We start from the raw sequence: 25,588 nt of genomic DNA on the forward strand, positions 1-25,588 counted from the left end.
GCCGCCCGTCTACGCGCGCGCCGCCGCGAATCCCGGGATGACCTTCTCCCCGTACGTCTCGAGCGTCTCCTCCTGACCGTGGGTCATGAGGTAGATCGAGAAATGGTCGACGCCGATCGACTCGAGCTCGCGGAGCTTCGTCGTGATCTGCTCGACGTCCCCGAGCACGGAGAAGCGGTCGCAGATCTCGTCGGTGACGAACTCGCCGTGCCTCGCGCCGACGCGCGAATGCTCGTCGTAGTCGTAGAACTTCCGTGCCTCGACGTAGTCCGTGAGGGCCTTCGGCACGACCGAGCCGTCCGTCCCGTACCGCTCGATCAGGTCCTTCACATGGTTGGAGACCATCGCCGGGAACCAGCGCGTCTGCTCACGCCCCTCCTCGATCGGGCCGACGTGACTCGGCGCGCAGACGATGCACTTCAGGGCCGCGGGGTCACGCCCGGCCTCCTCGGCCGCCGCCCGCGCCGTGCCCATGATCCACTGGATGATCTCCGGGTCGGCGAGCTGGATGATCACGCCGTCGCCCACCCGCCCTGCGACGGCGAGCGCCTTGGGGCCGTATCCCGCGACCCACGTCGGGATCTCCGGCAGCTCCGGCCGCACCCACTTGAGCTGGAGGTCCTTCTCGTTCCAGTGGACCTCACGCCCGTTCATGAAGTCCTTGATCATCCGGAGCCGCCGCTCGAACTCGGCCACGCGCACGGGCTGCTGCCCGATGTAGCGCCGGGCCGAGTCGCCGCGCCCGATCCCCATCACCATGCGGCCGCCGGAGATGTCGTGCATCGTCGCGTAGAGGCTCGCGACCACCGTCGGATCCCTCGTCCCCGGGTTCGTGACGAGGTGCCCGAACTTGAGGCGCGACGTCGCCTGGATCGCCAGCGTGAGCTGGACGTACGACTCCTGCCAGAGGACGTGCGAGTCGTAGGTCCAGCCGATCTCGAATCCGTTCCGCTCCCCGAGCTGCATCAGCTCGACGAGGCGGCTCGCCGGCGGGTCGGGCAGGACGGTGACGCCGAAAGAGAGTGCCATGTCGTTCCTCCGTCGTTCGCGAGGAGTCAGTATCGGCCGTCGTCGGCGCCCGTGCCAGAGGATCCGTCGCGTCGTACCGGCGTCTCGGTCAGGCCCGGGCCTCGAGCGCCGCCTTCAGACGCTCGAAGTCGGCGCGCGCCCGGCGCTCTGCGGCCTTCCGCACGAGTGGCCCCGCCAGGCCGAACAGCTTCCCGGGATCCGCTTCGCCCTCGAGCTTCACGAGCGTCCCGGTGTCGGTCGGCTCGAGCACGTGCCGGACGACGACGCGAACCGGGCCGGAGAGCGAGCGCAGCGAGAACTCCCGCTCCGGCTCGGAGGCGGTGACCTCGAGCGTGGATTCCACCCGCTTGCCCATGAACGTGCGCACCTCGGTGAACGTCGCCCCGGCGGGGAGCGCGTCGCCCGTCGCGTCGCGAATCTCGTGGACGTCGTCCTGCCAGCGCGGCAGATTCGACGGGTCCGCGAGGAATGCGTAGACCTCCGCCGGCGGCCGCGCGATCTCGACCGCCAGCTCGTACCTCATCCGGTCGCTATCCAGTCGATCGTCTTCGTGGCGAGCCGGTCGAGCGCCGCGACGGAGAGCTCGAGGTGCTCGGGCCTCGTGTCCTCGAGCTTCGTGTGGGAGAGGCCGCGCAGGCTCTGCACGAAGAGCATCACCGTGGGGACACCCGCGCGTGCCACCTCCGCCGCGTCGTGCAGGGGCCCGGAGGGCAGGCGGTGGGACGAGCCGGCGACCTCGCGGATCGCCTCGTCCGCGAGCCCGATCAGGGTGTCGTCGAAGAGGATGGGCTCGATCGACCAGAGCCGCTCCCAGTCCACGTCGATTCGCTCTTCTGCCGCGAACCCGCGCGAGAGCTCCTGCGCGCGGGCGAGCATGGAGGCGAGCTTCCCCGGGTCGAGATGGCGCTGGTCGAGCAGCTGCTCTGCGGTCTCGACAACGGACGTGACGATCCCCGGCTTGCACACGACTCCACCCGAGGTACAGACGGCGCCGTCCCCGGTGTCGCGGGCGATGTCTCGAATCGCGAGCGCGAGCTTCGCGGCGCCGGCGAGCGCGTCCCGGCGCTGCTCCATCGGCGTCGACCCCGCGTGCGCCGCCTGGCCCTTCCAGGTGATCCGCCATCGCTCGACCCCGAACGTGCCCAGCACGGCTCCGAGCGGGAGGTCGAGCGACTCGAGGACGGGCCCCTGCTCGATGTGCAGCTCGAGGTACGCGGCGGCGCTCTCGAGCTGGGAACGTGCGTCGACGGCCCGGCCGAGGTCGATGCCGAACGCGGCGATCGCCTCGGGCAGCGGGACGCCGCCGCCGTCGACGAGCTTGCGGAGCTCGTCCTGATCGGCCATCGAGCCGCCGGCCGCCGACGAGCCGAAGAGCGAGCGTCCGAAGCGAGCGCCCTCCTCGTCGGCCCAGTCCACGAGCCGGACGGTCACGGGCGGCGTCCCCTCCTCGGCGACGCGACGCAGCACCTCGGCGCCCGCGAGCACGTTGAGGCAGCCGTCGAGCCAGCCCCCGTTCGGCACGGAGTCCATGTGACCGCCGATCAGCACCGCCCGGTCGGAGTCGCCGTGCAGCGTGTACCAGTCGTTGCCCGCCTCGTCCCGCTCGACGTCGAGGGGGAGGTCGGCCAGCGACTCCGCGAGCCAGGCGCGTCCCTTCGCCCACGTCTCCGTCCAGGCGACGCGCTGCTCGCCGTTCACGTCTCCGGTCAGGGAGCGGAGCTCTTCCAGCCGAGAGACGACGCGGGACGGATCGAGCGGCACGGTCGCGAGCCTATCGTCGCATCGGCCGGGCTTGCTAGGGGACGACGACGAGCTTGGTGCCCGCGCCCTCGGCCTGGCGCTGCCAGGCCGACGCGACCTCCGCGAGCGGCACCTGCTCGACGTCCAGCCGGATGTCGCCCGCGATCGCGTGGCCGACGAGCCGCTGGTAGTGGTCGGCCAGCTCGTCGGCGGGGACGGCGAAGTTCGTGTGGCCCAGGAGCGAGAGGCTCTTGAAGCGCACGGCGGCCGACGCGAGCTCCGAGGTCGCGCCCGCGGACTGGCCGAGGTTGACGATCGTTGCCCGCGGCACGGCCGCCTCGACGGCAGCGGCGGCAGGGGCACCCCAGAGCGGATCGAACACGTAGCTCGGCCCGTCGCCTCCGAACGCCTCCTTGATGGCGGCGACGAGGTCACCGGCCTCGTCGAGCCGGATGGTCGCGTCCGCCCCGAGCGACGCGGCGCGCTCCAGGCCCTCGGGGCTGCGCCCGGCAGCGACGACGCGCGCGGCGCCCAGAAGCCTTGCGGACTGCACCGCGACGAGCCCGACCGAGCCGGTGGCCCCGAGCACGAGGACGTTCTCGCCGCCGTGGAGCGGCGCGCGCCAGGCGAAGGGCAGCCAGCCTGCGAGCCCGGCGATTCCGAGCGCGGCGGCCAGCGCCGGGTCGGCGCCGTCGGGCACCTCGATCGCGAAGGACGAGCCGATCGACGCCCGCTCGCCCATCGCACCGTTGCGAGCCAGGCCGAGCCCTCCGCCAAAGATCCATACGACCTTCCCGTCGGCGGTCCGGCCGACCGCCTCACACCCCGGGACGTACGGCAGCTCGGGGTGGCCTGCGGCGAGGATCCCTCGCGAGACGGCCAGGTCGATGGGGTTGACCGGCGCGGCGAGCACGTCGATCCCGTCACCGCCCGGCTCGTCGATGACGGCGGTCTCGGGCGCAGCTCCGAGCTCACGTATCAGGGCCGCCCTCACCGGAGGGAGCCTAACCGGTCGCGGGTGGACGGCGTGCGCGCCGGTGCCGGGCGCGGTTTGCGGCGGGGTCCCATCCCTAGCCCCCACCCACCCCGGGGACACGGACGCTAATCGCAAAGGCGTGACGTGTCCGTGCCAGGTCCGTGCCGATTTCGACACATGGCACCGACGAGTCTCGGGATACGTGCCTCGGATCGTCACCGAGCCCAGCGGCCCGCGCAGCCCTCCGGCTTCTCGGGCCGGGCTCTCGGAGGTCGCTCCGCGGGCACTTCGCCACCCGGCCCTGGAAGCGACCGGCCCAGGCGCCCGGCCGCTGTCCTACGTCGCGCCCGCCGGCGACCCGTGGATCCCGACGCCGGTCTCGGGGTCGAAGAAATGGAGCCGCGTGACGTCGACCGCGACGTCGACCGGCTGGCGCTCGAGCGCCTCCGTCGCCCGGTCGAGGCGCGCGACGAAGACGACTCCTCCGCCCCGCGCGCGCTCGGCGGCCAGCCGTGTCTCCTCGTCCTCGGCGTCCTCCACCACGAGCGCCTCGACCACCTCCCTCATCAGCACGGCGTCCGCCTGCACGTTGAAGTGCACGTACACCTCCGACCCCATGTCCTCGCGGATGTCGCAGACCACGGAGATGACACGGTCCGCAGGCGCCTCCCGCGCGACCGAGGCGTCTTCCATGTCCTCGGGCCGAATTCCGAGGACGACCTCGCGGCCGTCGTACGCCGGCAGGCCGTCGTGCCGCTCGAGCGTCGCGGGGTCGAGTCGCAGGCGATGCGGGCCGAACGAGACCCAGGTGTCGCCGTCGAGCCGCTCGACCCGCGCCATCACGAGGTTCATCGCCGGAGATCCGATGAACTCCGCGACGAACAGGTTGCGCGGCCGGTCGTAGAGCTCCTTCGGGGCGGCGACCTGCTGGAGCAACCCGTTTCGCATGACCGCGACGCGGTCGCCCATGGTCATCGCCTCGGTCTGGTCGTGGGTCACGTAGATCGTCGTCACGCCGAGGTCGCGCTGGATGCGCGCGATCTCGGCGCGCATCTCGACCCGCAGCTTCGCGTCGAGGTTCGAGAGCGGCTCGTCCATCAGGAAAGCCTGCGGGTTGCGGACGATCGCGCGGCCCATCGCCACGCGCTGGCGCTGCCCGCCCGAGAGTGTGCGGGGCTTCTTGTGCAGCGCGTCGGAGAGGCCGAGGATGCGCGCCGCCTCACGGACGCGAATGTCGATCTCGTTCTGCGGGAGCCCCTTCATCTTCAGCGCGAAGCCCATGTTCTTCGCCGCGTTCATGTGCGGGTAGAGCGCGTAGTTCTGGAAGACCATTGCGATGTCCCGGTCCTTGGGCGGAAGATCGTTGACGACCTGCCCGTCGATCATCACGTGCCCGGAGGTGATCGTCTCGAGACCGGCGATCATCCGCAGCGCGGTGGTCTTCCCGCAGCCGGAGGGGCCGACGAACACGACGAACTCGCCGCCGGCCACGTCGAGGTGCAGGTCGCTGACGGCCTGCGTGCCGTCGGGGTAGACCTTCGTCAGGCTCTCGAGGGTGATCTCGGCCACAGGTGACTCCCGAGGTCGCAATCTACTAGCATCGGCCCGGTTCCCATGGAGGCCGGAGCCGCGCCGTTGAAGCCTGCTGGTGGCCGCTGGCGGCACGCTCTCGAGAGCCGCCGCGTCCTCGCGCCCCTGCTCATCGCCCCGGCCGTGATCTTCATGGCGCTCGTCGTGGGCGTCCCCTTCGCCTGGGCGATCTATCTCAGCTTCACGAACGCCATCGGCGGCTCGCTCACCGGAGACTGGGTCGGCTTCGACAACTTCACGAACGCGTGGCAGGACGAGAACTTCCGGCGGGCCCTCCGCAACACGCTCGTCTTCACGCTCGCCTCCCAGGCGGTCGTCCTCGTCGGCGCGGCGATCCTCTCGGCGTACCTCGTGCGGGACTTCCGCGGCAAGTGGATCGTCCGCTTCTTCGTCGTGCTCCCGTGGGCGGCCCCGGTCGTGCTCTCGACGATCACCTGGCTCTGGCTCCTCGACTCGCTGTACAGCGTCGTCAACTGGACGCTGGCGAGGCTGCATCTCGACGACGCCCTCGTCTGGCTGCTGGACGTCGTGCACCTCGAGGAGGACGCGCAGGTGCCGCTCCAGTGGCTGGGACGCCCCAATCTCGCGCTGATCGCCATCACGCTCGTACACGCCTGGCGGATCCTCCCGTTCGCCGTCGTGATCTTCATCGCGGGTCGCGCGTCGATCCCGAACGAGGTCGAGGACGCGTCCAAGATCGACGGGGCGACCGGGTTCAAGAAGCTCTGGTACGTCGACATCCCGCTACAGCTCCCGATCGCGCTGGTCGCGGTCCTGTTCGGGATCGTGTTCACCGCGGTCGACTTCGCCGTCGTCTACATCCTCACCCGCGGAGGCCCGTTCAACTCGACGCAGGTGCTGCCGACGTGGGCGTACTTCATCGGGATCGACGGCGGCTCGCTCGGCGAGGGCGCCGCGATCTCGCTGTTCCTCTTCCCGCTGCTCGTGCTCGTCAGCGTGGGGATGCTGTTCTTCGCCAAGCGGGCGCAGGTGAGCTGATGGGCACCCGCCAGAAGATCGTCACGTACCTCGTCGTCGTGCCGTTCGCGATCCTCCTCGGCTTCCCCTTCCTGTTCGCGCTCGTGACGATGTTCAAGACGAACCTCGACCTCTCGAACGTCGAGCACTCCCCCTACCTCTACAACGACCTCGCGGGGAACTTCCACTGGGACTTCTGGAACTACGCGACGTTCGAGCACGTCCGGTTCCTCTTCGAGGAGACGAACTACCCGACCTGGCTCGTCAACACGCTCCTCGTCGGCGCCGCCGTGGTGGCGATCACGCTCGTGCTCGCGATGCCCGCCGGCTACGCGCTGGCCCGGCTCGCCGGCGGGTGGGGTCAGGGCGCCGGGGTCGGGATCTTCCTCGTCTACCTCATCCCGCCGACGCTCCTCTTCCTGCCGCTCTCGCGGCTCGTCACGCAGCTCGACCTCAAGGACTCGCTCTGGGCGCTGATCCTGGTCTACCCCTCGTTCACCGTCCCGTTCGCGACGTGGCTCCTGATGGGCTTCTTCAAGACCATCCCCCAGGAGCTCGAGGAGGCGGCGCTGATGGACGGCGCCTCCCGGCTGAAGGCGCTCTACCTGATCATCCTCCCGGTCTCCCTGCCGGGGATCCTCACCGTTGTGATCTTCGCGTTCTCTCTGTGCGTGAACGAGTTCATCTATGCGTTCACCTTCATCTCGAGCTCGGAGCAGCGAACCGTGTCCGCCGGGATCCCGAACGACCTGATCCGCGGCGACGTCTACTTCTGGCAATCGCTCATGGCGGCGACGCTGATCCCCGCGATCCCGATCGCCCTCCTCTACAACGCGTTCCTCGACCGGTTCATCAAGGGCTTTACAGGAGGGGCATTCCGCTAGACAATCGAAGGCCCGAAAGGAGGAACAGACGTGGCAGACGTAGCCGACGAGGTGGCAGGTGCCGGACCTGCACTGACCCGAGGCGACCTGCTCAGGCGAGGCACCGCCGCGACCTTTGCGATCGGCATGTTCGGCGGCCTCACGGACAAGGCCCTCGGGACGTTCACCGGCCCGCTGAAGTACGCCCACAGGCAGCTCTCGGGCGAGCTCAGGATCATGACGTGGGCGCACTTCGTCCCCGCCTACGACACCTGGCTCGACGGGACCTACGTCAAGCAGTGGGGCGAGGCGAACGACGTCGAGGTCAAGGTCGACCACATCAACAACGCCTTGCTCTACAGCACGGGGGCGGCGCAGGTGGCCGCCCAGAGTGGACACGACCTCTTCTGGTTCATCTCGCCCCCGTCGACCTTCCAGCGGCAGGCGATTCCCGTCACCGACCTCGTACAGGAGGTGTCGAGGAAGGTCGGGCGGATGACCAAGGTCGCGAGGAAGAGCACCTACAACCCGAAGACGAAGCAGTTCTTCGGCTTCCCCGAGTCGTACGCGCCCGACCCCGTGCAGTACCGGCGCAGCTACCTGCAGGAGGCGGGGGTGAGCCTCAACACCTGGGACGACCTCCGCAGGGGAGCGCCGAAGCTCAAGCAGCAGGGACACCCGGTCGGCCTCGGCATGTCGAACGAGATCGACTCGAACATGCTGCTCACCTCGCTCCTGTACTGCTACGGCGGCTTCATCCAGAACGAGCAGAACCGGATCGTGATCGGGCAGGGCTCGAACCGCAGGGGCGCTATCCAGGCCCTCCAGGTGATGCGCGACATCTACCGGAACGGCATGTCCGACGAGGTGTTCGCGTGGACGGCGGCATCGAACAACCAGGCCTTCGTCGCCGGCCGGCTGTCGGTGGCGCTCAACGCGATCTCGATCGCCCGCACGGCGGAGGACTCCGGGAACCAGGCGCTCTCGGACGACACGTGGCTCGCGTCGATCCCGCGTGGCCCCGTGATGCGCATGGGCAACGAGCACGTGATGGGCGTCTACCTGATCTGGAAGTTCGCGAAGAACAAGGAGGCGGCGCAGAAGTACGTCATCGACCAGCAGCTCGCCTACCGCGAGCATTTCATTCGCAGCAAGTACTACAACTTCCCGCCCTGGACGAATGCGATCAAGGGCGGCTTCAAGACCATCCGCTCGCTCACCGCGCAGGACCCGCACAAGCCCAAGGGCAAGTACACGGTGCTGACGACCATCGCCGAGAAGTACACGACCAACCCGGGCCACCCCGGAAACACGACCCCGGTCATGGACGAGATCTTCAACACGTTCCTGATCCCGCAGATGTTCGCCGAGGTCGCCCAGGGAAAGTCGACCCCGGCCGAGGGCGTCTCGAACTTCGCACGCAAGGCGCAGGCGATCTATCGCAAGTGGAGCAATCAGAAGCTCGTGTAGATCCCGCCGGTCCACGTCTCCCGAGGGCCCCGACGCCGGGGCCCTCGGCTCGAGGAGGGAGCCCCGGGCGCCGTGGTGGGGTCGGCCCGCCCGAGGACGGGCAGAGGTGAGGTCGGTCGACCTGGGCGACTACTAGGGTCGAGTGATGCCGTCTCCTCCGCGCTCGACTCCCGACGCCCGTCCCTGATGCGCATCTTCGTCTGGCACGGGTACCTCCTCGCCGGCACGGGGTCGAACATCTACGCGCGGCAGCTGTCCCGCGAGTGGAGCCGGGACGGGCACGACGTGACGGTGTTCTCCCAGGACCCCGACCCGGCGCGCGTCGACCTCGGCGGCGCCGCCACGATGCGGCCCGACGTCCACGGCTTTCTCCCCGTGTTCGTCCTCGACGACTACGCCGGGTACGAGGTCAGGCGGCTGCAGGACTGCACGCGCGCGGAGCTGGACGCCTGGGTCGAGGCGAACGCGTCGGCACTTCGCGAGTGCGGGCCTGCCGACCTGGTCTTCGTCAACCACGTCCTCCTCGGCGGACCGGTGGGAGCGGCGAGCGGCTCACCGTACATCGTGAAGGCACACGGCTCCGAGCTCGAGTACTCGATGCGTGGCAACCGCGAGCTGTCCACGTGGGGAGGGCGGGCGCTCGATGGCGCGACGGCGACCATCGTCGGCTCGGAGCACATTCGCGAGGTGCTGGCCGAGATCTGCGGGACCGTCGAGCGCGTCGAGACCATCCCGCCCGGGGTCGACGTGGAGCTGTGGCAACCGGAGGCGCGTGAGCCGGCGCTCGAGGCACTCCTGGCGGAGGCGCGTAGGGACCTGCCGAACCCCGGCAACGCCGACGAGCGGCATCCCGACGACGGCAACGACGAGCGGCTGCTCGCCTTTCTCCGGGGCGAGCGGCCGACCGTCGTCTACTACGGGAAGCTGATCCGGAACAAGGGCGTGCAGGTGCTGCTCGAGGCGCTCCGGGGGATCGACGCCCGCGCAGTGGTCGTCGGCTTCGGCGACTACCGCTCGGAGCTCGAGGAGCAGGCTCGCGGCCTCGACGTGCTCTTCACCGGGCCACTCGAGCACCGGCACCTCGTCCACCTGCTCGCCCTGGCCGACGCGTGCGTGGTGCCGTCGATCTTTCCCGAGGCGTTCGGCATGGTCGCCGCGGAATCGGCCGCCGCGGGGTGCCCGCCGCTCGTCGCCGACCACTCCGGGCTGGCCGAGGTCGGCGCGGGCCTGGAGGAGGACTATCCGGCCGGCCTCCGCGACCTCGTCCGATTCCCGAGCAACGACGCCGAGGCGCTGCGCGAGCGCCTGGGGGCGCTCCTCGCGCTCGGGCCGGACGACCGCGAGGCGATCCGCGCGGCGGCGCGCCGTGCTGCGGTGGAGCGGTGGAGCTGGGGGAGCGTCGCGCAGCGGATCCTCGCCGTCGCGGGCTGAAGGCGCCTCCCCTCCGACTCGACGATCACCAACGTCGATCCTGCCGTCAATCGCGCCCGCCCCACGAGCCACCCGGGTGAGGCTCGACGAACGGCGATACCATCGGGCGGAGCGAAGCGAAGGAGCGTGGAGATGGCCATCGTCGAGGCGAACCCCGACCTCGGTGCCCAGATCGTCGCGGACGCGAAGGAGTACGTCCTCTACTCCTGGTCGGTGCAGGACCAGATCGATCCGATCGCGGTCGCCGGAGCCGAGGGGCGGCATTTCTGGGACTACGACGGAAAGCGGTATCTCGACTTCGCGTCTCAGCTCGTGAACGTCTCGATCGGGCACCAGCACCCCAAGATCATCCAGGCGATCAAGGACCAGGCCGACCAGCTCTGCACGATCGGCCCGCCGATGGCGAACGAGTCGCGCTCCCGGCTGGGGCGGATGCTGGCCGAGGTCACTCCGGGCGACCTGTCGGTCTCCTTCTTCACGAACGGCGGCGCCGAGGCGAACGAGAACGCCGTGAAGCTCGCGCGCATGGTGACGGGGCGGAGCAAGATCATCGCTCGCTACCGCTCGTACCACGGCGCGACGAACGGTGCCGTCACGCTCACCGGCGACCCGCGCCGCTGGGCGGTCGAGCCGGGCATGCCCGGCGTCGTGCGGATGTTCGACCCGTACACCTACCGCTGCCCGGCCGGCCATCCGGACCCGTGTCCCGTCTGCACGGGCGCGCCTCATCTCGAGGAGATCCTCGAGTACGAGGGGGCGCACACCGTGGCTGCGGTGATCCTCGAGACGGTCACCGGGACGAACGGGATCATTCCGCCGCCCGACGGGTACCTGCAGGCGATCCGCGAGGTGTGCAACCGGCACGGGATCCTCCTGATCCTCGACGAGGTGATGGCCGGCTTCGGGCGCACCGGTCGTTGGTTCGCGTGCGAGCACTGGGATGTCGTCCCGGACATCCTCACCGTCGCGAAGGGCATCAACTCGGGCTACGTCCCGATCGGGGCGATGATCGCGCGCGGCGAGATCGTCGACCAGGTGCGCTCGCGCTTCTTCCCCGGCGGCCTCACGTACGCGGGCCACCCGCTCGCGTGCGCGTCCGCGATCGCGTCGATCGAGGCGTTCCAGGAGGAGCGCGTGGTCGAGAACGCGGCCGCGGTCGGCGGCCACCTCGGCGAGTCGCTGCACGGCCTGGCCGAGCGACACCCGTCGATCGGGGACGTGCGCGGGCTCGGCTGCTTCTGGGGCGTCGAGCTGGTCAAGAACCGGGAGACCCGGGAGATGCTCGTGCCGTACAACGCCTCGGGCGAGGCGGCGGCTCCGGTCGCGCGTCTCGCAAAGGCGGCGCTCGAGCAGGGCCTCTACCTGATGACCCACTGGAACGTGATCATGGTCGTGCCGCCGCTGACCATCACCCGCGAGGAGGTCGACGCCGGGATCGCGATCCTCGACGAGGCGCTCGCGATCACCGACGAGTACGTGAGCTAGAGGCCTGATTCGAATTCGTGCGCGGTCGTGGATGCCGTCTCAGGCACCGCGCCGTGCTGGTCCGCGCCCTTGCGAGGGCGTCCGGTCTCCCGATGGACGCGGAGCCGACCCGGCTCGACCCGAGACCCCTCCACGGAGCGCCCTCACATCAAAGCCTCTGGCGTTTGGCCTGCGGGGTCAGCCGGCGATGCGTGAGAGAAACTCGCCGACGGCGCGCGCCGTCTCGGGCAGCGCGTCCCAGAGCACGGTGTGCCCGCCGGGGACCGTCACGATCTCGAGCAGGTCGCCGAGCGCCTCGCGATGGGCCTCGAGCAAGTGGTCGTAGGGAAGGTACGACTCGGCACCCAGCACGAGGAGCGTCGGCACTCGGGCATCGGCGAAGTCGGGCGGGCGCGTGGCGAGCTCTCCGTACGCGGCGACGACACACGACTGCCGGTAGCGGTACCTCCACCCGTCGCCGTCCTCCACGAGGTGGCCGCGAAGCTCCGCCTCGACCAGCTCGCGCGGGGCGTCGTGCAGCTGGCTCTCCTCGTAGCGCAGGTCGACCGCGCTCTCGAAGCTCGCGTAGACGCGCTCGCGTCGCGCGTTCTCGGCGGCCCACAGCGCCACGTGCGGCGGAACGAGGATCGCCGGGTCGAGCAGGACGAGCGCGTCGACCTCCCGAGGCGCCCGCGCCGCGTGTTCGAACGCCACGCGCGCGCCGAAGGAGTGCCCGAGCCAGGCCCTCGGCGACCCTCCGACCGCGCTCTCCACGGCGGCGAGGTGGTCTTCGAGCCGCCACGGAGGCTCGCCGGGGGAGGCCCCGTGGCCGAGGAGGTCGGGCGCGAGCACGCGGTAACGAGGCGAGAGGGTCTGCGCGAGGCCCTCGAAGTGCCCGCCCCACGCGGTGACGCCGTGGAGGCAGACGACGGCCGGCGCGCTCTCGTCGCCCCACGCGTGGACGTGGAGGCTCCTCACGCGGGCTCTCGCTCGCCTCTCGGGGAGAGCGGTCCGCGCCCCCACAGGGGGGCACGCGGCCCCCTGAGGTCACGGTATCGACGGACGTGTGGCGCCTGTGCGCCGACTTCGTGCCGGTCCTGCGCCCGCGAGAGCGGCCGATGCGGGTCCGGAGCCCGCCGCCGATCCGGGCGTCGCCGCGTCCACCGCTCCGCCTCTCGAACGTGCAGCCGACCCGCGCAGGGCGACGTCGGCCCGCAGGCGCGCCCCGCCCGCGGCCTCACGCCTTCGTTCGAAGCGTGTCGAGGGACTCCGGCACCATCTCGGTCCGCTGCGTGCTCGTGTCCTTCACGAGCGACCAGATGACGATCCCGTCCTTGTCGATCAGGAACGTCCCGCGGATCGGAGCGCCGTTGTCCTCGTTGAAGACACCGTACTGCTTGGCCGCCGCTCCGTGCGACCAGAAGTCCGACGCGAACGTGTACTCCGCGCCGAGCTCGCGCTTCCAGGCCTGGCGAGCCGCGGAGGCGTCGCACGAGACGAACACGATCTCGGTGTTCGCGTTGCGGAACGAGGCCAGGTTCTCCTGCAGGTCGAGCGCCTCCTCGGTGCAGACTGCCGTGTAGGCAAAGGGGTGGAAGACGAGGAGCACGTTCGACCGGCCCAGGTAGTCGGCAAGGCGCACCCTCGGTTGCCCGTGATCCTCCTCGAGGTCGAACTCCGGCGCCTTGTCACCGGTCCCGATCGCCACGCGTCTCCTCCGCCTCCTCGCCGTTCCCGGACGGAACATAGTACGTTCGTCCGCGCACGCTCTCGGGGAGATGGTCGACGCCCGCCCGGGACGGGTCCTCGTGTGGGGAGACGTACCCGACCCCGTGGCCGCGGGCGGCTGCGGCACGGTATCCCGACCCGCGCAGCATCGCGGGAGGCTCGGCGATGCCCTCGCGGCGCACGTCGGCGAGGGCCCCCCAGATCGCCTGGGCGGAGGCGTTCGACTTCGGCGCCCGGGCGACGTAGATCGCGGCCTGGGCCAGGTTGAGCTGCGCCTCGGGGAGCCCGACGTGCTCGACTGCGTTGGCGGCTGCGACCGCGACGAGCAGCGCGCGCGGATCGGCGTTGCCCACGTCCTCGCTGGCGGCGATCACGATGCGGCGGGCCAGGAACCGCGGGTCCTCGCCGCCTTCGAGCATCGCCGCGAGGTAGTAGACGGCTGCGTCCGGGTCGCTTCCCCGCATCGACTTGATGAAGGCCGACGCGAGGTCGTAGTGGCGGTCGCCGGCACGGTCGTAGCGGAGCGGCCGCTTGCGGGCGGCGTCCTCCACGTGGTCGACGGCGAGCGGCTCGCCGGCGGCGGTCGCCGTCTCCCACGCCAGCTCGAGCGTCTGCAGGGCAGTCCGGGCGTCACCTCCCGCGCGACGCGCGATCTCCTCCGCGATCCCGTTCGGCACCTCGGCCCCCAGCTCGGCCGCGCCGCGCCGGACCACCCTGCCGAGCTCCTCCACGGTGAGCGGCTCGAGCTCGATCACGGTGCAGCGTGAGAGCAGGGCCTGGTTGACCTCGAAGTACGGGTTCTCGGTGGTCGCCCCGATCAGCGTCACGAGCCCGTCCTCGACGGCGTGCAGGACAGAGTCCTGCTGTCGCTTGTCGAAGCGGTGGATCTCGTCGATGAAGAGGATCGTCCGGATCCCGTTCCCACCGAGCCGATCGCGCGCGCGCGCGATCACTCCGCGGACGTCGTCGACCCGGGCCGAGACCGCGGACAGCTCCTCGAACACCGCCTCGGATGCCTCGGCGACGATCCGCGCGATCGTCGTCTTCCCGACGCCCGGCGGCCCGTGGAGGATCATCGACGGCGCCCGGCCCTCCTCGATCGCGCGTCGCAGCGCAGTACCGGGCCCGAGCACGCCCTGCTGCCCGACGAGCTCCTCCAGCCGCCGGGGGCGAACACGGTGCGGAAGCGGTGCGACCTCGTCGGCTCGCAGGGACACCGCGTCGCTGAAGAGGTCGCCCACCGGGTCAGTATGCTCACCACGATGTCCGCGACGAGCGGGGACTACGAGACACCGATCCTCCCCGGCGACGCCCCGTCGGACTACGAGCGGTACCTCAACACCGAGGAGCTGCTCGCGCTGCAGAAGGGCCCCGACGAGTGGGTCCACCGCGACGAGCTCCTCTTCCAGGTCGTCCACCAGTCGTCCGAGCTCTGGCTGAAGCTCGCCGCGAGCGACGTCGAGGAGGCGGCGCGGCTGGCCGAGGAGGGTGACGTCGAGGAGGCTGTCCGTCACCTGCGCCGCCCCCTGCGCTGCATGCGCTACGTCACCGATCAGCTCGACATGCTGGAGGAGCTCTCGCCGTGGGAGTACCAGGAGATCCGCAAGGTGCTGGGTCACGGCAGCGGCTTCGACTCTCCCGGCTGGCGGGCGCTCCGCGCCGCCCTCCCGCGCGTCGGGCAGGCCTTCCACGCCCGCCGGCGGGAAGCGGGGCTCTCGCTGGTGGAGCTCTATGTCCAGCGCCGCGACCACGACGCGCTGTACCGGCTCGCCGAGTCGCTGACCGAGCTCGACGAGTGGTGCCAGGCGTGGCGCGTGCGCCACTACCGCGTCGTCGCGCGCGTGATCGGCGACGCGGTCGTCGGCACGCAGGGCACGCCCGTCGAGGTGCTCGGCCGCCTCGTGCAGACGGTGGTCTTCCCGGAGCTCTGGGAGGTCCGCAACGAGCTGACGGCGCGGTCGAAGGCCGAGACCTGAGCTCGATCGAGGCGTGACCCTCCGCGACGAGGTCACGACGCTCCTGCAGGAGCTGCTCCGGCTCGACACCGTCAACCCACCGGGGAACGAGGCACGCGCCGCCGAGCTGCTCCGTGAGTACCTGACGAGGAACGGCCTCGAGAGCCGGCTCGTCGCCAGGTCCCCCGAGCGCGCGAACCTCGTCGCCCGGCTCGAGGGCGGCGGCGGGCCTACGCTGCTCCTGCTCGCCCACACGGACACGGTCCTCGCCGACGCTTCGGAGTGGGCCCGCGACCCGTGGTCGGGAGATCTGGTCGACGGCGAGGTCTGGGGCCGGGGCGCGCTGGACATGAAGGGCCACGTGGCCGCGGCCGCGGTCGCCGTCGCGTCCCTCGCCCGCGAGGGCGCCCGGCTGCCGGGCGACGTCCTGCTTGCGCTCACCGCCGACGAGGAGGTCGGCCTCGACTTCGGCGCGTCGTGGCTCGCCTCGGAGCACCCCGAGGCACTCCGCGCGGACTTCGCGCTCAACGAGGGAGGCGGCGAGCGCTGTGTCCTCGGGGGCCGCGTCTACTACCTCTGCGCCGTCGGCGAGAAGGCGACGGCCCCGTTCAAGCTGCACCTCCGCGGGCGCAGCGGGCACGCCTCCGATCCGTACTCCGCGGACAACGCATTGCTGAAGGCGGCCCCGGTGCTCGAAGCACTCGGCCGGCTCGAGCTGCCCCGGTCGCTGATTCCCGAGGTGAAGGTGTTCCTGGAGACCGTCCTCGGAGAGGTCCCCCCGCTGGAGGAGGCGCTCGCTCGCGCCGCGGACGTGCACCCGCTTGCGGCCCAGCTCCTCGCGCCGCTGCTCTCCGCCACCCTCTCGCCGACGATGATCGAGGCGTCCCGCAAGCGGAACGTGATCCCCGGCTCGTGCGTGATCGAGGTGGACTGCCGCCTGCTCCCCGGGCAGCCGCCCGCCGAGATGGAGGCGCTGCTCCGCGCGGGCATCCCCGACGACTGGGAGCTCGAGTGGATCGTCGCGGAGCAGGTCGGCGGCACGCGCTCGCCGCTCCACACGCCTCTCTGGCGGGCGCTGGAGACCTGGGTGGAGGGGATCGAGCCGGGGGCGCGGCTGGCCCCGATCGTCACGGCGGGGTTCACCGACAGCCACTACGTCCGCAGCTCGCTCGGCGCGACCGTCTACGGCTTCTTCCCGCTCAGGACGATGGACACGCAGCTTGCGGCGCGCCTCGTCCACTCCGCCGACGAGCGGATCGCGGTCGACGACCTCGAGCTGGGGGTCGACCTGCTCCGGCACGTCGCGACGACGCCTCTGACGTGAGCTCGGGACCAGCCGCGGACCGAGGCCGACGGCGGCGGGCCGCGGCCGCCAGCCTCGTCTTCCTGGTGGTCGTCCCCGGCGCGGTCGCCGGGCTCGTCCCGTGGCTGCTCACGGGCTGGGAGACGGGCCGGCGGCTGCCGTGGCCGTTGCAGGCACTCGGGGGCGCGCTCGTCGTCTTCGGCAGCACCGCGCTCGTGCACGCATTCGCGCGGTTCGTCGGAGAGGGGCTCGGGACGCCTGCGCCGGTCGCTCCGACCGAACGTCTCGTCGTCGGGGGCCTCTACCGCTTCGTGCGGAACCCGATGTACCTCGCGGTGGGGGCGATCATCCTGGGGCAGGCCCTCCTGCTCGGCCGGGTCGTGCTCCTCGGGTACCTCGGTGCCTTCGCCGCGGCGGTCGGGGCATTCGTCCACTGGTACGAGGAGCCGACGCTCGCCCGGCGGTTCGGGGAGCAGTACGAGGCGTACCGTCAAGCGGTTCCCGGGTGGTGGCCGCGCGTAAGGCCGTGGGACGGAGGTCCCTGAGGGAGGCGATCAGGCGCCGAGCGCCTCGATGAAGCGCTCGAGCGCCTGCTGGCGCCGGCGGCACTCCGCGATCTCCGCCTCCAGGCGCGCGACCTCGTCGGCGTCTGCCTCCTCCGCCTCGTCACCGTCCTCGTCGGGCCAGTCGTCGCCGTCCTCGTCGGTCACCCAGCCGCCGTTGCCGAGAAGCTCGCGGACGAGAGCGACGTCGTCCGGCTCCATGCGCGCGAACACCTGCTCGTCGACGCGCGGACCGTCTTCCTCGACGACGATCGCGTCGATCTGACCCGCGAGGGCCCGCTCTCGCTGGCGCTCGAACTCGAGGGCCTCGAGCGCATCCTCCCTGCGCCGGCTCCGCACGATCGCGTCGCGATCCACGCGCGAAGGATAATCCCGTCGTGCCGCAGGCTTCCCGCTCGGCCGGCGCTGTCCTGGTCGGAGCCTCGGCCGCACAGGCGTCTGTCGCGTTCGTCAACTTCGGCCTTCCCGCGATCGGGCCCGAGCTCCAGGACGAGTTCGGGCTCAGCCTGTTCGAGCTGGGCGCCGTGCTCGGCGCAGGGCTGCTCGGCTCCGGGCTCGCGCTGCTCGTGGCGGGGGTCGCCGTCGAGCGACTCGGGGCCCGCCGTACGCTGGTTGCCGGAACCGCGCTCGGGACGGTCGCGCTCGTGGTCGCGGCGCTCTCGACCACCAAGGGACCGCTCTTCGGGTCGCTGCTCGTCTTCGGGCTCGGCTCCGCGGTCGTCCCCGTCGCCGGGGCCGGGGAGCTGTTCCGCGTCTACCCGGCCGGGCGGCGCGGCTGGGCGCTCGGCGTGCGTCAGACCGCGGTGCCGCTAGGAGGCACGATCGCGGCCCTGACGTTCCCGGGGCTGTACGCGCTGGGCGGCACCCGGCTCACGATGCTCACGACCGCCGTCGCCGTCGGCGCGACGGGGGCCGCGTTCGCGCTCGTCGTCGGCCCGTCGACCCCCGCGGCGCGGATTCCCTCGCCCTTCCGCAGCATCTGGCGCGCTCCCGGGATGCAGAGGCTGCTCGCGGTCGCGGCGTGCTACATCGTCGTGCTGCAGGCGCTCCTCGCGTACGTCGTGCCCGCGGTGCGGGAAGCGGGGTTCTCGGAGCTGGTTGCGGCGAGCGCGTACTTCGCGATCAACATCGTCGCGATGGGGGCGCGCATCGCCTGGGGCCAGATCGCCGACCGCGGGGGCGGCTCGCGCCGGGTGCGGACCCTGGTGGAGATCGGGGTCGTCTCCGCCGTCGGCTCGCTGCTCTTCGCGGTGGCCCTGCACGGGAGCGCCCTCCTGGTGCTGGCGGCGGCGGTGCTGTTCGGGATCGGGGCGCTCGGATGGAACGCGCTCGTGTACGTCAGCGCAGGCGAGCGTGCCGCGCCGGAGCTGGCCGCCCGCTCCGTCGCGGTCGCTGCGACGGTCGTCTTCCTGCTCTCGGGCGTGGTCACCCCCGTGCTCGGCGCGGTCGTCGACGTCGCCGGCTGGGACGCCCTGTGGCTGAGCACGACGGCGCTCGCGGCGGCGGGAGCGCTGCTCGCCGCGGGCCTCCGGCGACCGCTCGAGCCTGCGCTGTGAGGTCGTGGAGCACGGCCGCGACCCCCTTTCATCGCCTGGCCTGCATACAGTATGGTCACCGATCGTGGGGAAGATCTTCGACGGGCATCCCCCGCTCGCCCGGACGGCCAGCAGCACTGCCGCGGAGATGATCAGGAAGGCGATCGTCGACGGGCGGCTCGCGCCGGGCCAGCGCCTGACCGAGGAGCGGCTCGCGAAGGAGCTGGGGATCAGCCGCACGCCGGTGCGCGAGGCGCTCAAGGTGCTGCAGTCGGAGGGGCTCGTCGACGCAGCCCCCAACCGCAGCGCCACGGTGCGTGCGTACGAGCCGGGCGACCTCGAGGACATGTACCAGCTGCGGGCGCTGCTCGAGGGCTATGCGGCGCGCCGTGCTGCGTCCGGCCTGACCGACGAGCAGCTGCTGGCGCTCAGGGCGAGCTGCGAGCGGTTCGAGGCGATGAGCGCGGACGACGATCTCCGCGAGCTCGTGCGCGAGAACTTCGTCTTCCACAACACGATCCTCGAGGCGGCCGGCAGCGGGCGTCTGGCCGGCATGGTCAGGCAGGTGGTCGAGCTGCCGCTGGTCTACAAGTCGTACGTCTGGTACTCGCCCGAGCAGACGCGGATCTCGCAGCACTACCACCGCCAGATCACGCGCGCGCTGGAGCGGCGCGACGCGGAACGCGCGGAGCTCGTGATGAAGGAGCACGTGCTCGAGGCGCGGGACGTCCTGGTCGGCCACGTCGAGGAGGAGCAGGCACGGGCGCGCGACGAGGTCGAGCAAACGTGACCGACACGGCGCGGGAGGGCCGGGAGGCATCCGCGGCCGAGGCCGGCGGCCCGCTCACGGGCGTGCGGGTCGTGGAGCTCGGGCAGCTCCTCGCCGGGCCGTTCACCGGCCGTTTGCTGGGTGATCTCGGCGCGGAGATCATCAAGGTCGAGGCGCCCGGGCGTCCCGACCCGATCCGGGACTGGGGCAAGGCCCGCTACGAGGGCCGCTCGCTGTGGTGGCCCGTGCAGTCGCGCAACAAGAAGTGCATCACGCTGAACCTCCGCCACGAGGAGGGGCAGTCGCTGCTGCTCCGGCTCGCGGAGCAGGCAGACGTGCTGGTGGAGAACTTCCGGCCGGGAACGCTCGAGAAGTGGAACCTCGGCTACGAGCGGCTGAGCGAGGTCAACCCGAGGCTCGTGCTCGCGCGCGTCTCCGGCTACGGGCAGACCGGGCCGTACGCCAAGCGCGCGGGCTTCGCGTCGGTGTCGGAGGCGATGGGAGGGATCCGGTACATCAACGGCTTCCCCGGCGAGCCCCCGCCGCGCATGCACATCTCGCTCGGCGACTCCCTCGCGGGGATGTTCGCCGCGCAGGGGATCCTGGCGGCCCTCTACTGGCGCGACGCGCTCCGCGGCGGGCTGGGGCAGGTGGTGGACGTCTCGCTGATGGAGGCCTCGTTCGCGATGCTCGAGAGCGCCGTGCCGGAGTACGACCGTCTCGGGATCGTCCGCGGGCCGCAGGGCACGAACCTGAAGGGGATCGCGCCCTCGAACATCTTCAAGTCCTCAGACGACACGTGGATCGTGATCGCCGCGAACGCCGACAACGTCTTCCGGCGGCTGTGCGAGGCGATGGGACGGCCCGAGCTCGCCGACGACGAGCGGTTCGCGACGCACCTCGCCCGCGGCGACAACCAGGACGAGATCGAGGGGATCGTCGCCGAGTGGGCGTCACGCCACACCGCGAAGGAGATCGACGAGATCCTCAACGAGGCGGGCGTGATCTGCGGCCCGATCTACACGATCGCCGACATCTTCGAGGACCCGCAGTACCGCGCCCGGGAGATGCTCGTCACGCACGTCGACCCGGAGTTCGGCGAGTACGTCGGCCCGGGCATCGTCCCGAAGCTGTCGCGTACCCCGGGCGCCGTCCGCTGGTCGGCGACCTGGGAGGAAGGCAGCCACAACCGGGAGGTGTACGGCGACCTGCTCGGGATCCCCGACGAGGAGCTCGAGCGCCTGCGCGCGGAGGGCGTCCTGTGAGGGTCACGGTCTGCGACGTGGCGCCGCGCGACGGGCTCCAGAACGACGCCCAGGTGCTCGACCCCGAGACACGGGCGGAGCTGGTCAACCGGCTCGCCGCGGCGGGCGTGCAGCGGATCGAGGCGGTCAGCTTCGTCAGCCCTGCCCGCGTGCCGCAGATGGCAGGGGCGGAGGAGGTGGTCGCCGCGATCGACCGGCGCGAAGGCGTCGTCTACGCCGGCCTGGCTCTGAACGAGCGGGGCTACGACCGCCTGCGCGAGACGACCCTCGACGAGGTGCATTTCGCCTTCGCCGTCAGCGAGGAGTTCAACCGCCGCAACGCGGGCGCCGCCGTCGAGGCCTCGGTGGAGGCGGGCGAGCGGATCGTCGAGCGCGCGCACGAGGACGGGCTGCGCGCCACCGTCACCCTCGGGACGGCGTTCGGGTGTCCCTTCGAGGGGCGGGTCGATCCCGCGCGGGTGCTGGAGCTCGCCCGCCGCTTCGCAGAGGGGGGCGCCGACGAGCTCGTGCTCGCGGACACCGTCGGGGTCGGCGTGCCGCGACAGGTGCGGGAGCTCGTCGGCGAGGCGATCGGGCTCGGCGTCCCCGTGGGCGTGCACCTCCACAACACCCGCAACACGGGGATCGCGAACGCGTTCGCGGCCGTCGAGGCGGGTGCGACGGTGCTCGACGCGTCGGTCGGAGGCGTCGGCGGCTGCCCGTTCGCGCCGCGCGCGACCGGGAACATCTCCACCGAGGACCTGGTCTACCTGCTGCACGGCGAGGGGATCGAGACGGGAATCGACCTCGACGCGCTGGTCGAGGTCGCGCAGTGGCTGGAGGAGACCCTCGGGCGGGAGCTCGAGGGCATGGTCTACAGGGCCGGCGTCTTCGCGCCGGTCTCCGGATGACGGCATAAAGGGGACAGCATGGCGTACAGGCTCGGAGTCGACGTCGGGGGCACGTTCACCGACCTCTTCCTGGTCGGCGACTCGAACGGGGGCGCGCAGTTCCGCGTCAAGACCCCGTCGACGCCCGCCGACCCGTCGCAGGGGGTGCTCAACGGCGTCCGCCGGATCTGCGAGGAGGCGCAGATCGAGGTCGGCGACCTCCGCAACATCCTCCACGGCACGACGGTCGCGACGAACGCGGTGCTCGAGTCGAAGGGGGCGAGGGTCGGGCTGGTCACGACGACGGGCTTCAAGCAGATCCTGCACCTGGCGCGCTCGCAGACACCGGGGCCGCTGGCGGGCTGGATCATCATGATCAAGCCGGATCCGCCCGCATCGCTGGCGGACACGCGCGAGGCGGTCGAGCGGATGGACGCGCGCGGAGAGACGGTCGTCCCGGTCGACGAGCAGCAGGTCGAGGAGATCGTCTCGGACCTCGTCGAGTCGGGCGTCGAGTCGCTCACGGTGGGGCTGATCAACTCCTACGTCAACCCCGCCCACGAGGAGCGGGTGGCGGAGATCGTCGAGCGGCTCTACCCGGGCTTCCCCGTGACCCTCTCGGCGCACGTCCTGCCCGAGTTCCGGGAGTACGAGCGGACGTTGACCGCCTGCATGAACTCCTACGTCCGCCCGCGGGTGTCGACCTACGTCGAGCAGCTCCAGTCCGAGCTGGGAGGGATCGGCGCCAGGGCCGAGGTCAACATCCTCCGCTCCGACGCCGGGCTGATGACGACGAAGGAGGCGACGCGAAACCCGATCTACGGGATCCTCTCCGGCCCCTCCGGCGGCGTCGCCGGGGCGCTCTACGTGGCCCGCAAGGCCGGCTTCGACGACATCCTCACCTTCGACATGGGCGGCACCTCCACCGACGTCGCGCTCTGCCAGAACGGACAGCCCACGATCGGCCGCGAGACCTCGATCAGCCACTTCCGCATCAAGGTGCCGTCGGTGAACGTGCACACCGTCGGTGCGGGCGGCGGCTCGATCGCGCACGTACCGGAGCTGACCAAGGCGCTCAGGGTCGGCCCGCAGTCCGCGGGCGCCGAGCCGGGACCCGCCGCGTACGGGAAGGGCGGCGCGGAGCCGACCGTCACCGACGCGAACGTCGTGCTCGGCCACCTGCCGCCGCGCCTGCTCGGCGGCGAGATGGAGCTCGACGTGGAGGCGGCGCGCGCCGCCGTCGAGAAGGTGCAGGAGGCGATGGGCCTGCCCTCCGTCGAGGCCGCCGCGGAGGGGATCCTGGCGATCGTGAACGAGAACATGGCCGGCGCGTTGCGGCTCGTCTCGGTGCAGCGCGGCCACGACCCGCGGGAGTTCGCGCTCGTCGCCTACGGTGGCGCCGGGCCGCTGCACGCGAACGCGGTCGCGGAGATCATGGGCTCGTTCCCCGTGCTCGTGCCGCCAGCCCCCGGTGTCCTGTGCGCGATCGGCGACCTGGTCGCCGACTTCCGCGACGAGTTCGCGCAGACGTACATCCGCGTCCTCTCCGACGCCGACGCGGGGGACGTCGCCACGATCCTGGAGGCGCTCGGCGAGCGGGCCACGGAGTGGCTCGAGGGCGAGGGGATCGCCCCGGAGGCACGGGGGATCACGTACACGGCGGACATGCGCTACCACCGCCAGGGCTACGAGATTCCCGTCGCGATCGACCCGGAGGAGGTACGGGGCGGCGGGCTCGCCGACCTCGAGGAGCGCTTCAACGGTCTGCACGAGCAGCTGTACGGGTTCCGCATGCCCGGCACCGCCTCGGAGATCGTCAACCTGCGCGCGGTGGGCTTCGGCGCCGTGCCCAAGCCGGAGCTGCCCACCGGCGAGTCCGGGCCCGCCGACGCCTCCGGCGCCGTGGCGGAGGAGCACGAGATCGTGTTCGAGGGCAGCCGACTCCCGACCAAGATCTACGAGCGGGCGCGGCTCGCGCCGGGGATGCGCTTCGAGGGGCCCGCGATCGTGACCGAGTTCGACTCCACCACCGTCGTCCTGCCCGGGTACACGGCGCAGGTCGACTCCGGCTTCAACATCCTGATCAACCCGACGGCCTGAGGGGCGGACGATGACGACGACAGCAGACGAGCTCCGGATCGCCGAGATCCCGACCGACGTCGAGGTCGACCCGGTCACGCTCGACATCATCGAGGGCGCGCTCAAGAGCGCCCGCTTCGAGATGGACGCGGTGCTGTTCCGCTCCGCGATGAGCCCGGTGATCCGCGAGCAGCACGACGAGTTCCCGATGCTCACCGACCCGCGCGGCCGCATGGTCGTGGGGCAGTTCGGCGCCTACATCAACGAGATGATGGCCGAGTGGGACCGGGGGGTGTACCCGGGTGACGTGATCCTCACGTCCGACCCGTTCAAGTGCTCGGCCTCGATCTCGCACACGAACGACTGGCTCGTGCTCGTGCCGATCTTCTACGAGGACGAACTGGTCGGCTGGTCGAGCCAGTTCGGCCACCAGATGGACGCCGGCGGCCCGCTGCCCGGCTCCCTGCCGACGGGAGCGCGGACGATCTTCGAGGAGGGGATCATCATCCCGCCGCTCAAGATCGTCGAGCGGGGGGTCGTCCAGGAGGAGATCCTCCGGCTGATCTTCAACAACGTGCGGCTGCCGGAGATGAACCGCGCCGACCTGTTCGCGATCGTCGCGGGCTGCCGCGCCGGCGAGCGCCGCGTGATCGACCTGTGCGACCGCTTCGGCAAGGAGACCTACCTCGCGGCGCTGCAGGCCCTCCTCGACCGCACGTACGAGGCGATGCGGACGCTGATCCAGCTCGCGATCCCGGAGGAGCCCCAGACATTCGTCGACTGGGTCGACGACGACGGGCTCGGCAACGGGCCGTACAAGATGCAGCTGACCATCTGGCGGGAAGGCGACCACGCCTTCTTCGACTGGTCGGGCACCGACCCGCAGGCGCTCGGCCCGGTGAACTTCTACCTCTCAGAGGGCATGTTCAAGATGTTCATCGGGATCTACCTGATCATGGTCAACGATCCCCAGATCCTCTTCAACGACGGCTTCTATCCCCTGCTCCACGTCGTCATGCCGGAGGGGAGCCTGCTGCGGCCGCGCTACCCGGCCGCGCTCGGCTGCCGCACGCACGCGCTCGCCCGGCAGTTCGACGTGCTCGGCGGGGCGCTCTGCAAGCAGGCGCCCGAGCTGAACACCGCGGCCGGCTACGGCACGAGCCCCTACATGCTCTACTCCGGCTGGGACGCCCAGGGCGAGTTCTTCTACTCGATGGAGATCCTCTACGGCGGGATCCCCGGGCGGCCGATCGGCGACGGGATGGACGGCCACTCGTGGTGGCCGCTGTTCGAGAACATCCCCACCGAGTACCTCGAGGCCTACTACCCGCTGCGGATCGACGGCTACACGACCGTCACCGACTCCGGCGGCCCCGGCCTGCACCGCGGCGGCAACGGCGTCGAGAAGCGCTACGTCTACCTCGAGCCGGGAGAGGTCTCGATCCACGACGACCGCTGGCTGACCCGGCCCTGGGGCGTCCTCGGCGGCTGGCCGGGCTCCCGCTCGACGAAGCTCTTGAAGCGCGCGGACGGCACCGAGCAGGTGCTGCCCTCGAAGTGCGACAACGTCGAGGTGGACGTCGGCGACATGCTCGTCTACCGGACAGCGGGCGGCGGCGGCTGGAAGGACCGGCTCGACAGGCCGCCGGACGCGGTCGCCAGGGACGTCTCCTTCGGGCTCGTCAGCCGCGAGGCCGCCCGCGAGGGGTACGGCGTCGTGCTCGCCGAGGACGGGTCGGTGGACGAGGCAGCCACCGAGTCGGAGCGGGCACGCCAGCGCGAGCAGCGCGGAGAGCCGCTCGCCTTCGACTTCGGCGCCTCCCTGGAGGAGACGATGGCCGCCTGCGAGGCGGAGACGGGCCTCGAGCCGCCCACGCCCGCGAAGCCGCTGCGCTGGTCGCCGCTCGAGCCCGGAGACCAGGCGCTGGCCCGCGTCCGGGCGGGCGACGGGATCCCGGAGCCGACACGCGGTTGAGGTGAC

Annotated in this window: 23 protein-coding genes; 14 read left to right on the forward strand and 9 right to left on the reverse strand. The window is 71.1% G+C overall.

Features of this window, described 5'->3' with window-relative positions:
• Positions 1-9: 9 nt before the first annotated feature.
• The 5 genes from VFO26_RS01000 to VFO26_RS01020 form a co-directional block, all read right to left on the reverse strand.
• Entirely contained in the window at positions 10-1,029 is a 1,020-nt protein-coding gene (locus VFO26_RS01000) for a TIGR03842 family LLM class F420-dependent oxidoreductase (RefSeq protein WP_325112999.1), read from the reverse strand.
• Positions 1,030-1,117: 88 nt separating this feature from the next.
• Positions 1,118-1,552: an SRPBCC family protein gene (locus VFO26_RS01005; RefSeq protein WP_325113000.1), complete on the reverse strand. Its 435-nt coding sequence runs from the start codon at positions 1,550-1,552 to the stop codon at positions 1,118-1,120.
• Positions 1,549-2,790: a Zn-dependent hydrolase gene (locus VFO26_RS01010; protein WP_325113001.1), complete on the reverse strand. Its 1,242-nt coding sequence runs from the start codon at positions 2,788-2,790 to the stop codon at positions 1,549-1,551. Before VFO26_RS01010 ends, VFO26_RS01005 begins: the two co-directional genes overlap by 4 nt.
• A gap of 34 nt (positions 2,791-2,824) precedes the next feature.
• On the reverse strand, positions 2,825-3,763 hold the full coding sequence (locus VFO26_RS01015) for a zinc-binding alcohol dehydrogenase family protein (protein ID WP_325113002.1): 939 nt from the start codon (positions 3,761-3,763) through the stop codon (positions 2,825-2,827).
• Between the two features lie 318 nt (positions 3,764-4,081).
• Positions 4,082-5,314 (reverse strand): sn-glycerol-3-phosphate ABC transporter ATP-binding protein UgpC, encoded by a 1,233-nt coding sequence (locus tag VFO26_RS01020; protein WP_325113003.1) that lies wholly within the window; start codon positions 5,312-5,314, stop codon positions 4,082-4,084.
• A gap of 45 nt (positions 5,315-5,359) precedes the next feature.
• Between VFO26_RS01020 and VFO26_RS01025 the strand changes: the two genes are divergently transcribed.
• From VFO26_RS01025 to VFO26_RS01045, 5 genes are all read left to right on the forward strand, one after another.
• Positions 5,360-6,334: a sugar ABC transporter permease gene (locus VFO26_RS01025; RefSeq protein WP_325113004.1), complete on the forward strand. Its 975-nt coding sequence runs from the start codon at positions 5,360-5,362 to the stop codon at positions 6,332-6,334.
• Positions 6,334-7,197, forward strand: coding sequence for a carbohydrate ABC transporter permease (locus tag VFO26_RS01030; RefSeq protein WP_325113005.1), 864 nt, complete (start codon positions 6,334-6,336; stop codon positions 7,195-7,197). Before VFO26_RS01025 ends, VFO26_RS01030 begins: the two co-directional genes overlap by 1 nt.
• 30 nt (positions 7,198-7,227) lie before the next feature.
• Positions 7,228-8,646 (forward strand): ABC transporter substrate-binding protein, encoded by a 1,419-nt coding sequence (locus VFO26_RS01035; protein ID WP_325113006.1) that lies wholly within the window; start codon positions 7,228-7,230, stop codon positions 8,644-8,646.
• 186 nt (positions 8,647-8,832) lie between these two features.
• Positions 8,833-10,077 carry a glycosyltransferase family 4 protein gene (locus VFO26_RS01040; protein WP_325113007.1) on the forward strand — a complete coding sequence of 415 codons (1,245 nt, stop codon included), beginning with the start codon at positions 8,833-8,835 and terminating at the stop codon, positions 10,075-10,077.
• 132 nt (positions 10,078-10,209) lie between these two features.
• Positions 10,210-11,562 carry an aminotransferase class III-fold pyridoxal phosphate-dependent enzyme gene (locus VFO26_RS01045; protein ID WP_325113008.1) on the forward strand — a complete coding sequence of 451 codons (1,353 nt, stop codon included), beginning with the start codon at positions 10,210-10,212 and terminating at the stop codon, positions 11,560-11,562.
• Between the two features lie 177 nt (positions 11,563-11,739).
• Here VFO26_RS01045 and VFO26_RS01050 read toward each other — a convergent pair whose 3' ends face one another.
• The 3 genes from VFO26_RS01050 to VFO26_RS01060 all read right to left on the reverse strand — a co-directional run bounded on the left by VFO26_RS01050 (position 11,740) and on the right by VFO26_RS01060 (position 14,510).
• Positions 11,740-12,519, reverse strand: a complete 780-nt coding sequence (locus VFO26_RS01050) for an alpha/beta fold hydrolase (RefSeq protein ID WP_325113009.1) — start codon at positions 12,517-12,519, stop codon at positions 11,740-11,742.
• Between the two features lie 259 nt (positions 12,520-12,778).
• Entirely contained in the window at positions 12,779-13,249 is a 471-nt protein-coding gene (locus VFO26_RS01055) for a redoxin domain-containing protein (RefSeq protein ID WP_325113010.1), read from the reverse strand.
• Positions 13,230-14,510, reverse strand: coding sequence for a replication-associated recombination protein A (locus VFO26_RS01060; protein WP_325113011.1), 1,281 nt, complete (start codon positions 14,508-14,510; stop codon positions 13,230-13,232). The genes VFO26_RS01055 and VFO26_RS01060 overlap by 20 nt, the downstream gene beginning before the upstream one ends.
• 21 nt (positions 14,511-14,531) lie before the next feature.
• Between VFO26_RS01060 and VFO26_RS01065 the strand changes: the two genes are divergently transcribed.
• Genes VFO26_RS01065 through VFO26_RS01075 form a run of 3 tightly spaced genes read left to right on the forward strand, consistent with a single transcriptional unit; the run spans position 14,532 to position 17,072 of the window.
• Positions 14,532-15,245: a tryptophan 2,3-dioxygenase family protein gene (locus tag VFO26_RS01065; RefSeq protein WP_325113012.1), complete on the forward strand. Its 714-nt coding sequence runs from the start codon at positions 14,532-14,534 to the stop codon at positions 15,243-15,245.
• Positions 15,246-15,258: 13 nt separating this feature from the next.
• Positions 15,259-16,548 carry a M20/M25/M40 family metallo-hydrolase gene (locus VFO26_RS01070; protein WP_325113013.1) on the forward strand — a complete coding sequence of 430 codons (1,290 nt, stop codon included), beginning with the start codon at positions 15,259-15,261 and terminating at the stop codon, positions 16,546-16,548.
• A complete protein-coding gene (locus VFO26_RS01075) occupies positions 16,545-17,072 on the forward strand; it encodes an isoprenylcysteine carboxylmethyltransferase family protein (RefSeq protein ID WP_325113014.1) in 528 nt (175 codons plus the stop codon). The genes VFO26_RS01070 and VFO26_RS01075 overlap by 4 nt, the downstream gene beginning before the upstream one ends.
• Positions 17,073-17,081: 9 nt before the next feature.
• Here VFO26_RS01075 and VFO26_RS01080 read toward each other — a convergent pair whose 3' ends face one another.
• Positions 17,082-17,447, reverse strand: a complete 366-nt coding sequence (locus VFO26_RS01080; protein WP_325113015.1) for a hypothetical protein — start codon at positions 17,445-17,447, stop codon at positions 17,082-17,084.
• A 20-nt stretch (positions 17,448-17,467) separates the two neighbouring features.
• On the opposite strand from VFO26_RS01080, the gene VFO26_RS01085 reads away from it, so the two are divergent.
• The 6 genes from VFO26_RS01085 to VFO26_RS01110 all read left to right on the forward strand — a co-directional run bounded on the left by VFO26_RS01085 (position 17,468) and on the right by VFO26_RS01110 (position 25,582).
• On the forward strand, positions 17,468-18,646 hold the full coding sequence (locus VFO26_RS01085; protein WP_325113016.1) for an MFS transporter: 1,179 nt from the start codon (positions 17,468-17,470) through the stop codon (positions 18,644-18,646).
• A gap of 64 nt (positions 18,647-18,710) precedes the next feature.
• A complete protein-coding gene (locus VFO26_RS01090; RefSeq protein WP_325113017.1) occupies positions 18,711-19,415 on the forward strand; it encodes a GntR family transcriptional regulator in 705 nt (234 codons plus the stop codon).
• Positions 19,412-20,659 carry a CoA transferase gene (locus VFO26_RS01095; RefSeq protein ID WP_325113018.1) on the forward strand — a complete coding sequence of 416 codons (1,248 nt, stop codon included), beginning with the start codon at positions 19,412-19,414 and terminating at the stop codon, positions 20,657-20,659. Before VFO26_RS01090 ends, VFO26_RS01095 begins: the two co-directional genes overlap by 4 nt.
• Positions 20,656-21,549, forward strand: a complete 894-nt coding sequence (locus VFO26_RS01100) for a hydroxymethylglutaryl-CoA lyase (protein ID WP_325113019.1) — start codon at positions 20,656-20,658, stop codon at positions 21,547-21,549. The genes VFO26_RS01095 and VFO26_RS01100 overlap by 4 nt, the downstream gene beginning before the upstream one ends.
• An 18-nt stretch (positions 21,550-21,567) precedes the next feature.
• Positions 21,568-23,628, forward strand: coding sequence for a hydantoinase/oxoprolinase family protein (locus VFO26_RS01105; RefSeq protein ID WP_325113020.1), 2,061 nt, complete (start codon positions 21,568-21,570; stop codon positions 23,626-23,628).
• 10 nt (positions 23,629-23,638) lie between these two features.
• Complete coding sequence (locus VFO26_RS01110; protein WP_325113021.1) at positions 23,639-25,582, forward strand: hydantoinase B/oxoprolinase family protein; 1,944 nt, start codon at positions 23,639-23,641, stop codon at positions 25,580-25,582.
• Positions 25,583-25,588 lie beyond the last annotated feature (6 nt).

The organism is Gaiella sp. (assembly GCF_035710885.1).
Classification (GTDB): Bacteria; Actinomycetota; Thermoleophilia; order Gaiellales; family Gaiellaceae; genus Gaiella.

What these genes read in the sequence shown, in the direction of transcription:
- VFO26_RS01000 (WP_325112999.1), bottom strand. Translation starts at nt 1,029, where the DNA reads ATGGCACTCTCTTTCGGCGTCACCGTCCTGCCCGACCCGCCGGCGAGC.
- VFO26_RS01005 (WP_325113000.1), bottom strand. Translation starts at nt 1,552, where the DNA reads ATGAGGTACGAGCTGGCGGTCGAGATCGCGCGGCCGCCGGCGGAGGTC.
- VFO26_RS01025 (WP_325113004.1), top strand. Translation starts at nt 5,360, where the DNA reads ATGGAGGCCGGAGCCGCGCCGTTGAAGCCTGCTGGTGGCCGCTGGCGG.
- VFO26_RS01030 (WP_325113005.1), top strand. Translation starts at nt 6,334, where the DNA reads ATGGGCACCCGCCAGAAGATCGTCACGTACCTCGTCGTCGTGCCGTTC.
- VFO26_RS01040 (WP_325113007.1), top strand. Translation starts at nt 8,833, where the DNA reads ATGCGCATCTTCGTCTGGCACGGGTACCTCCTCGCCGGCACGGGGTCG.
- VFO26_RS01045 (WP_325113008.1), top strand. Translation starts at nt 10,210, where the DNA reads ATGGCCATCGTCGAGGCGAACCCCGACCTCGGTGCCCAGATCGTCGCG.
- VFO26_RS01065 (WP_325113012.1), top strand. Translation starts at nt 14,532, where the DNA reads ATGTCCGCGACGAGCGGGGACTACGAGACACCGATCCTCCCCGGCGAC.
- VFO26_RS01105 (WP_325113020.1), top strand. Translation starts at nt 21,568, where the DNA reads ATGGCGTACAGGCTCGGAGTCGACGTCGGGGGCACGTTCACCGACCTC.
- VFO26_RS01110 (WP_325113021.1), top strand. Translation starts at nt 23,639, where the DNA reads ATGACGACGACAGCAGACGAGCTCCGGATCGCCGAGATCCCGACCGAC.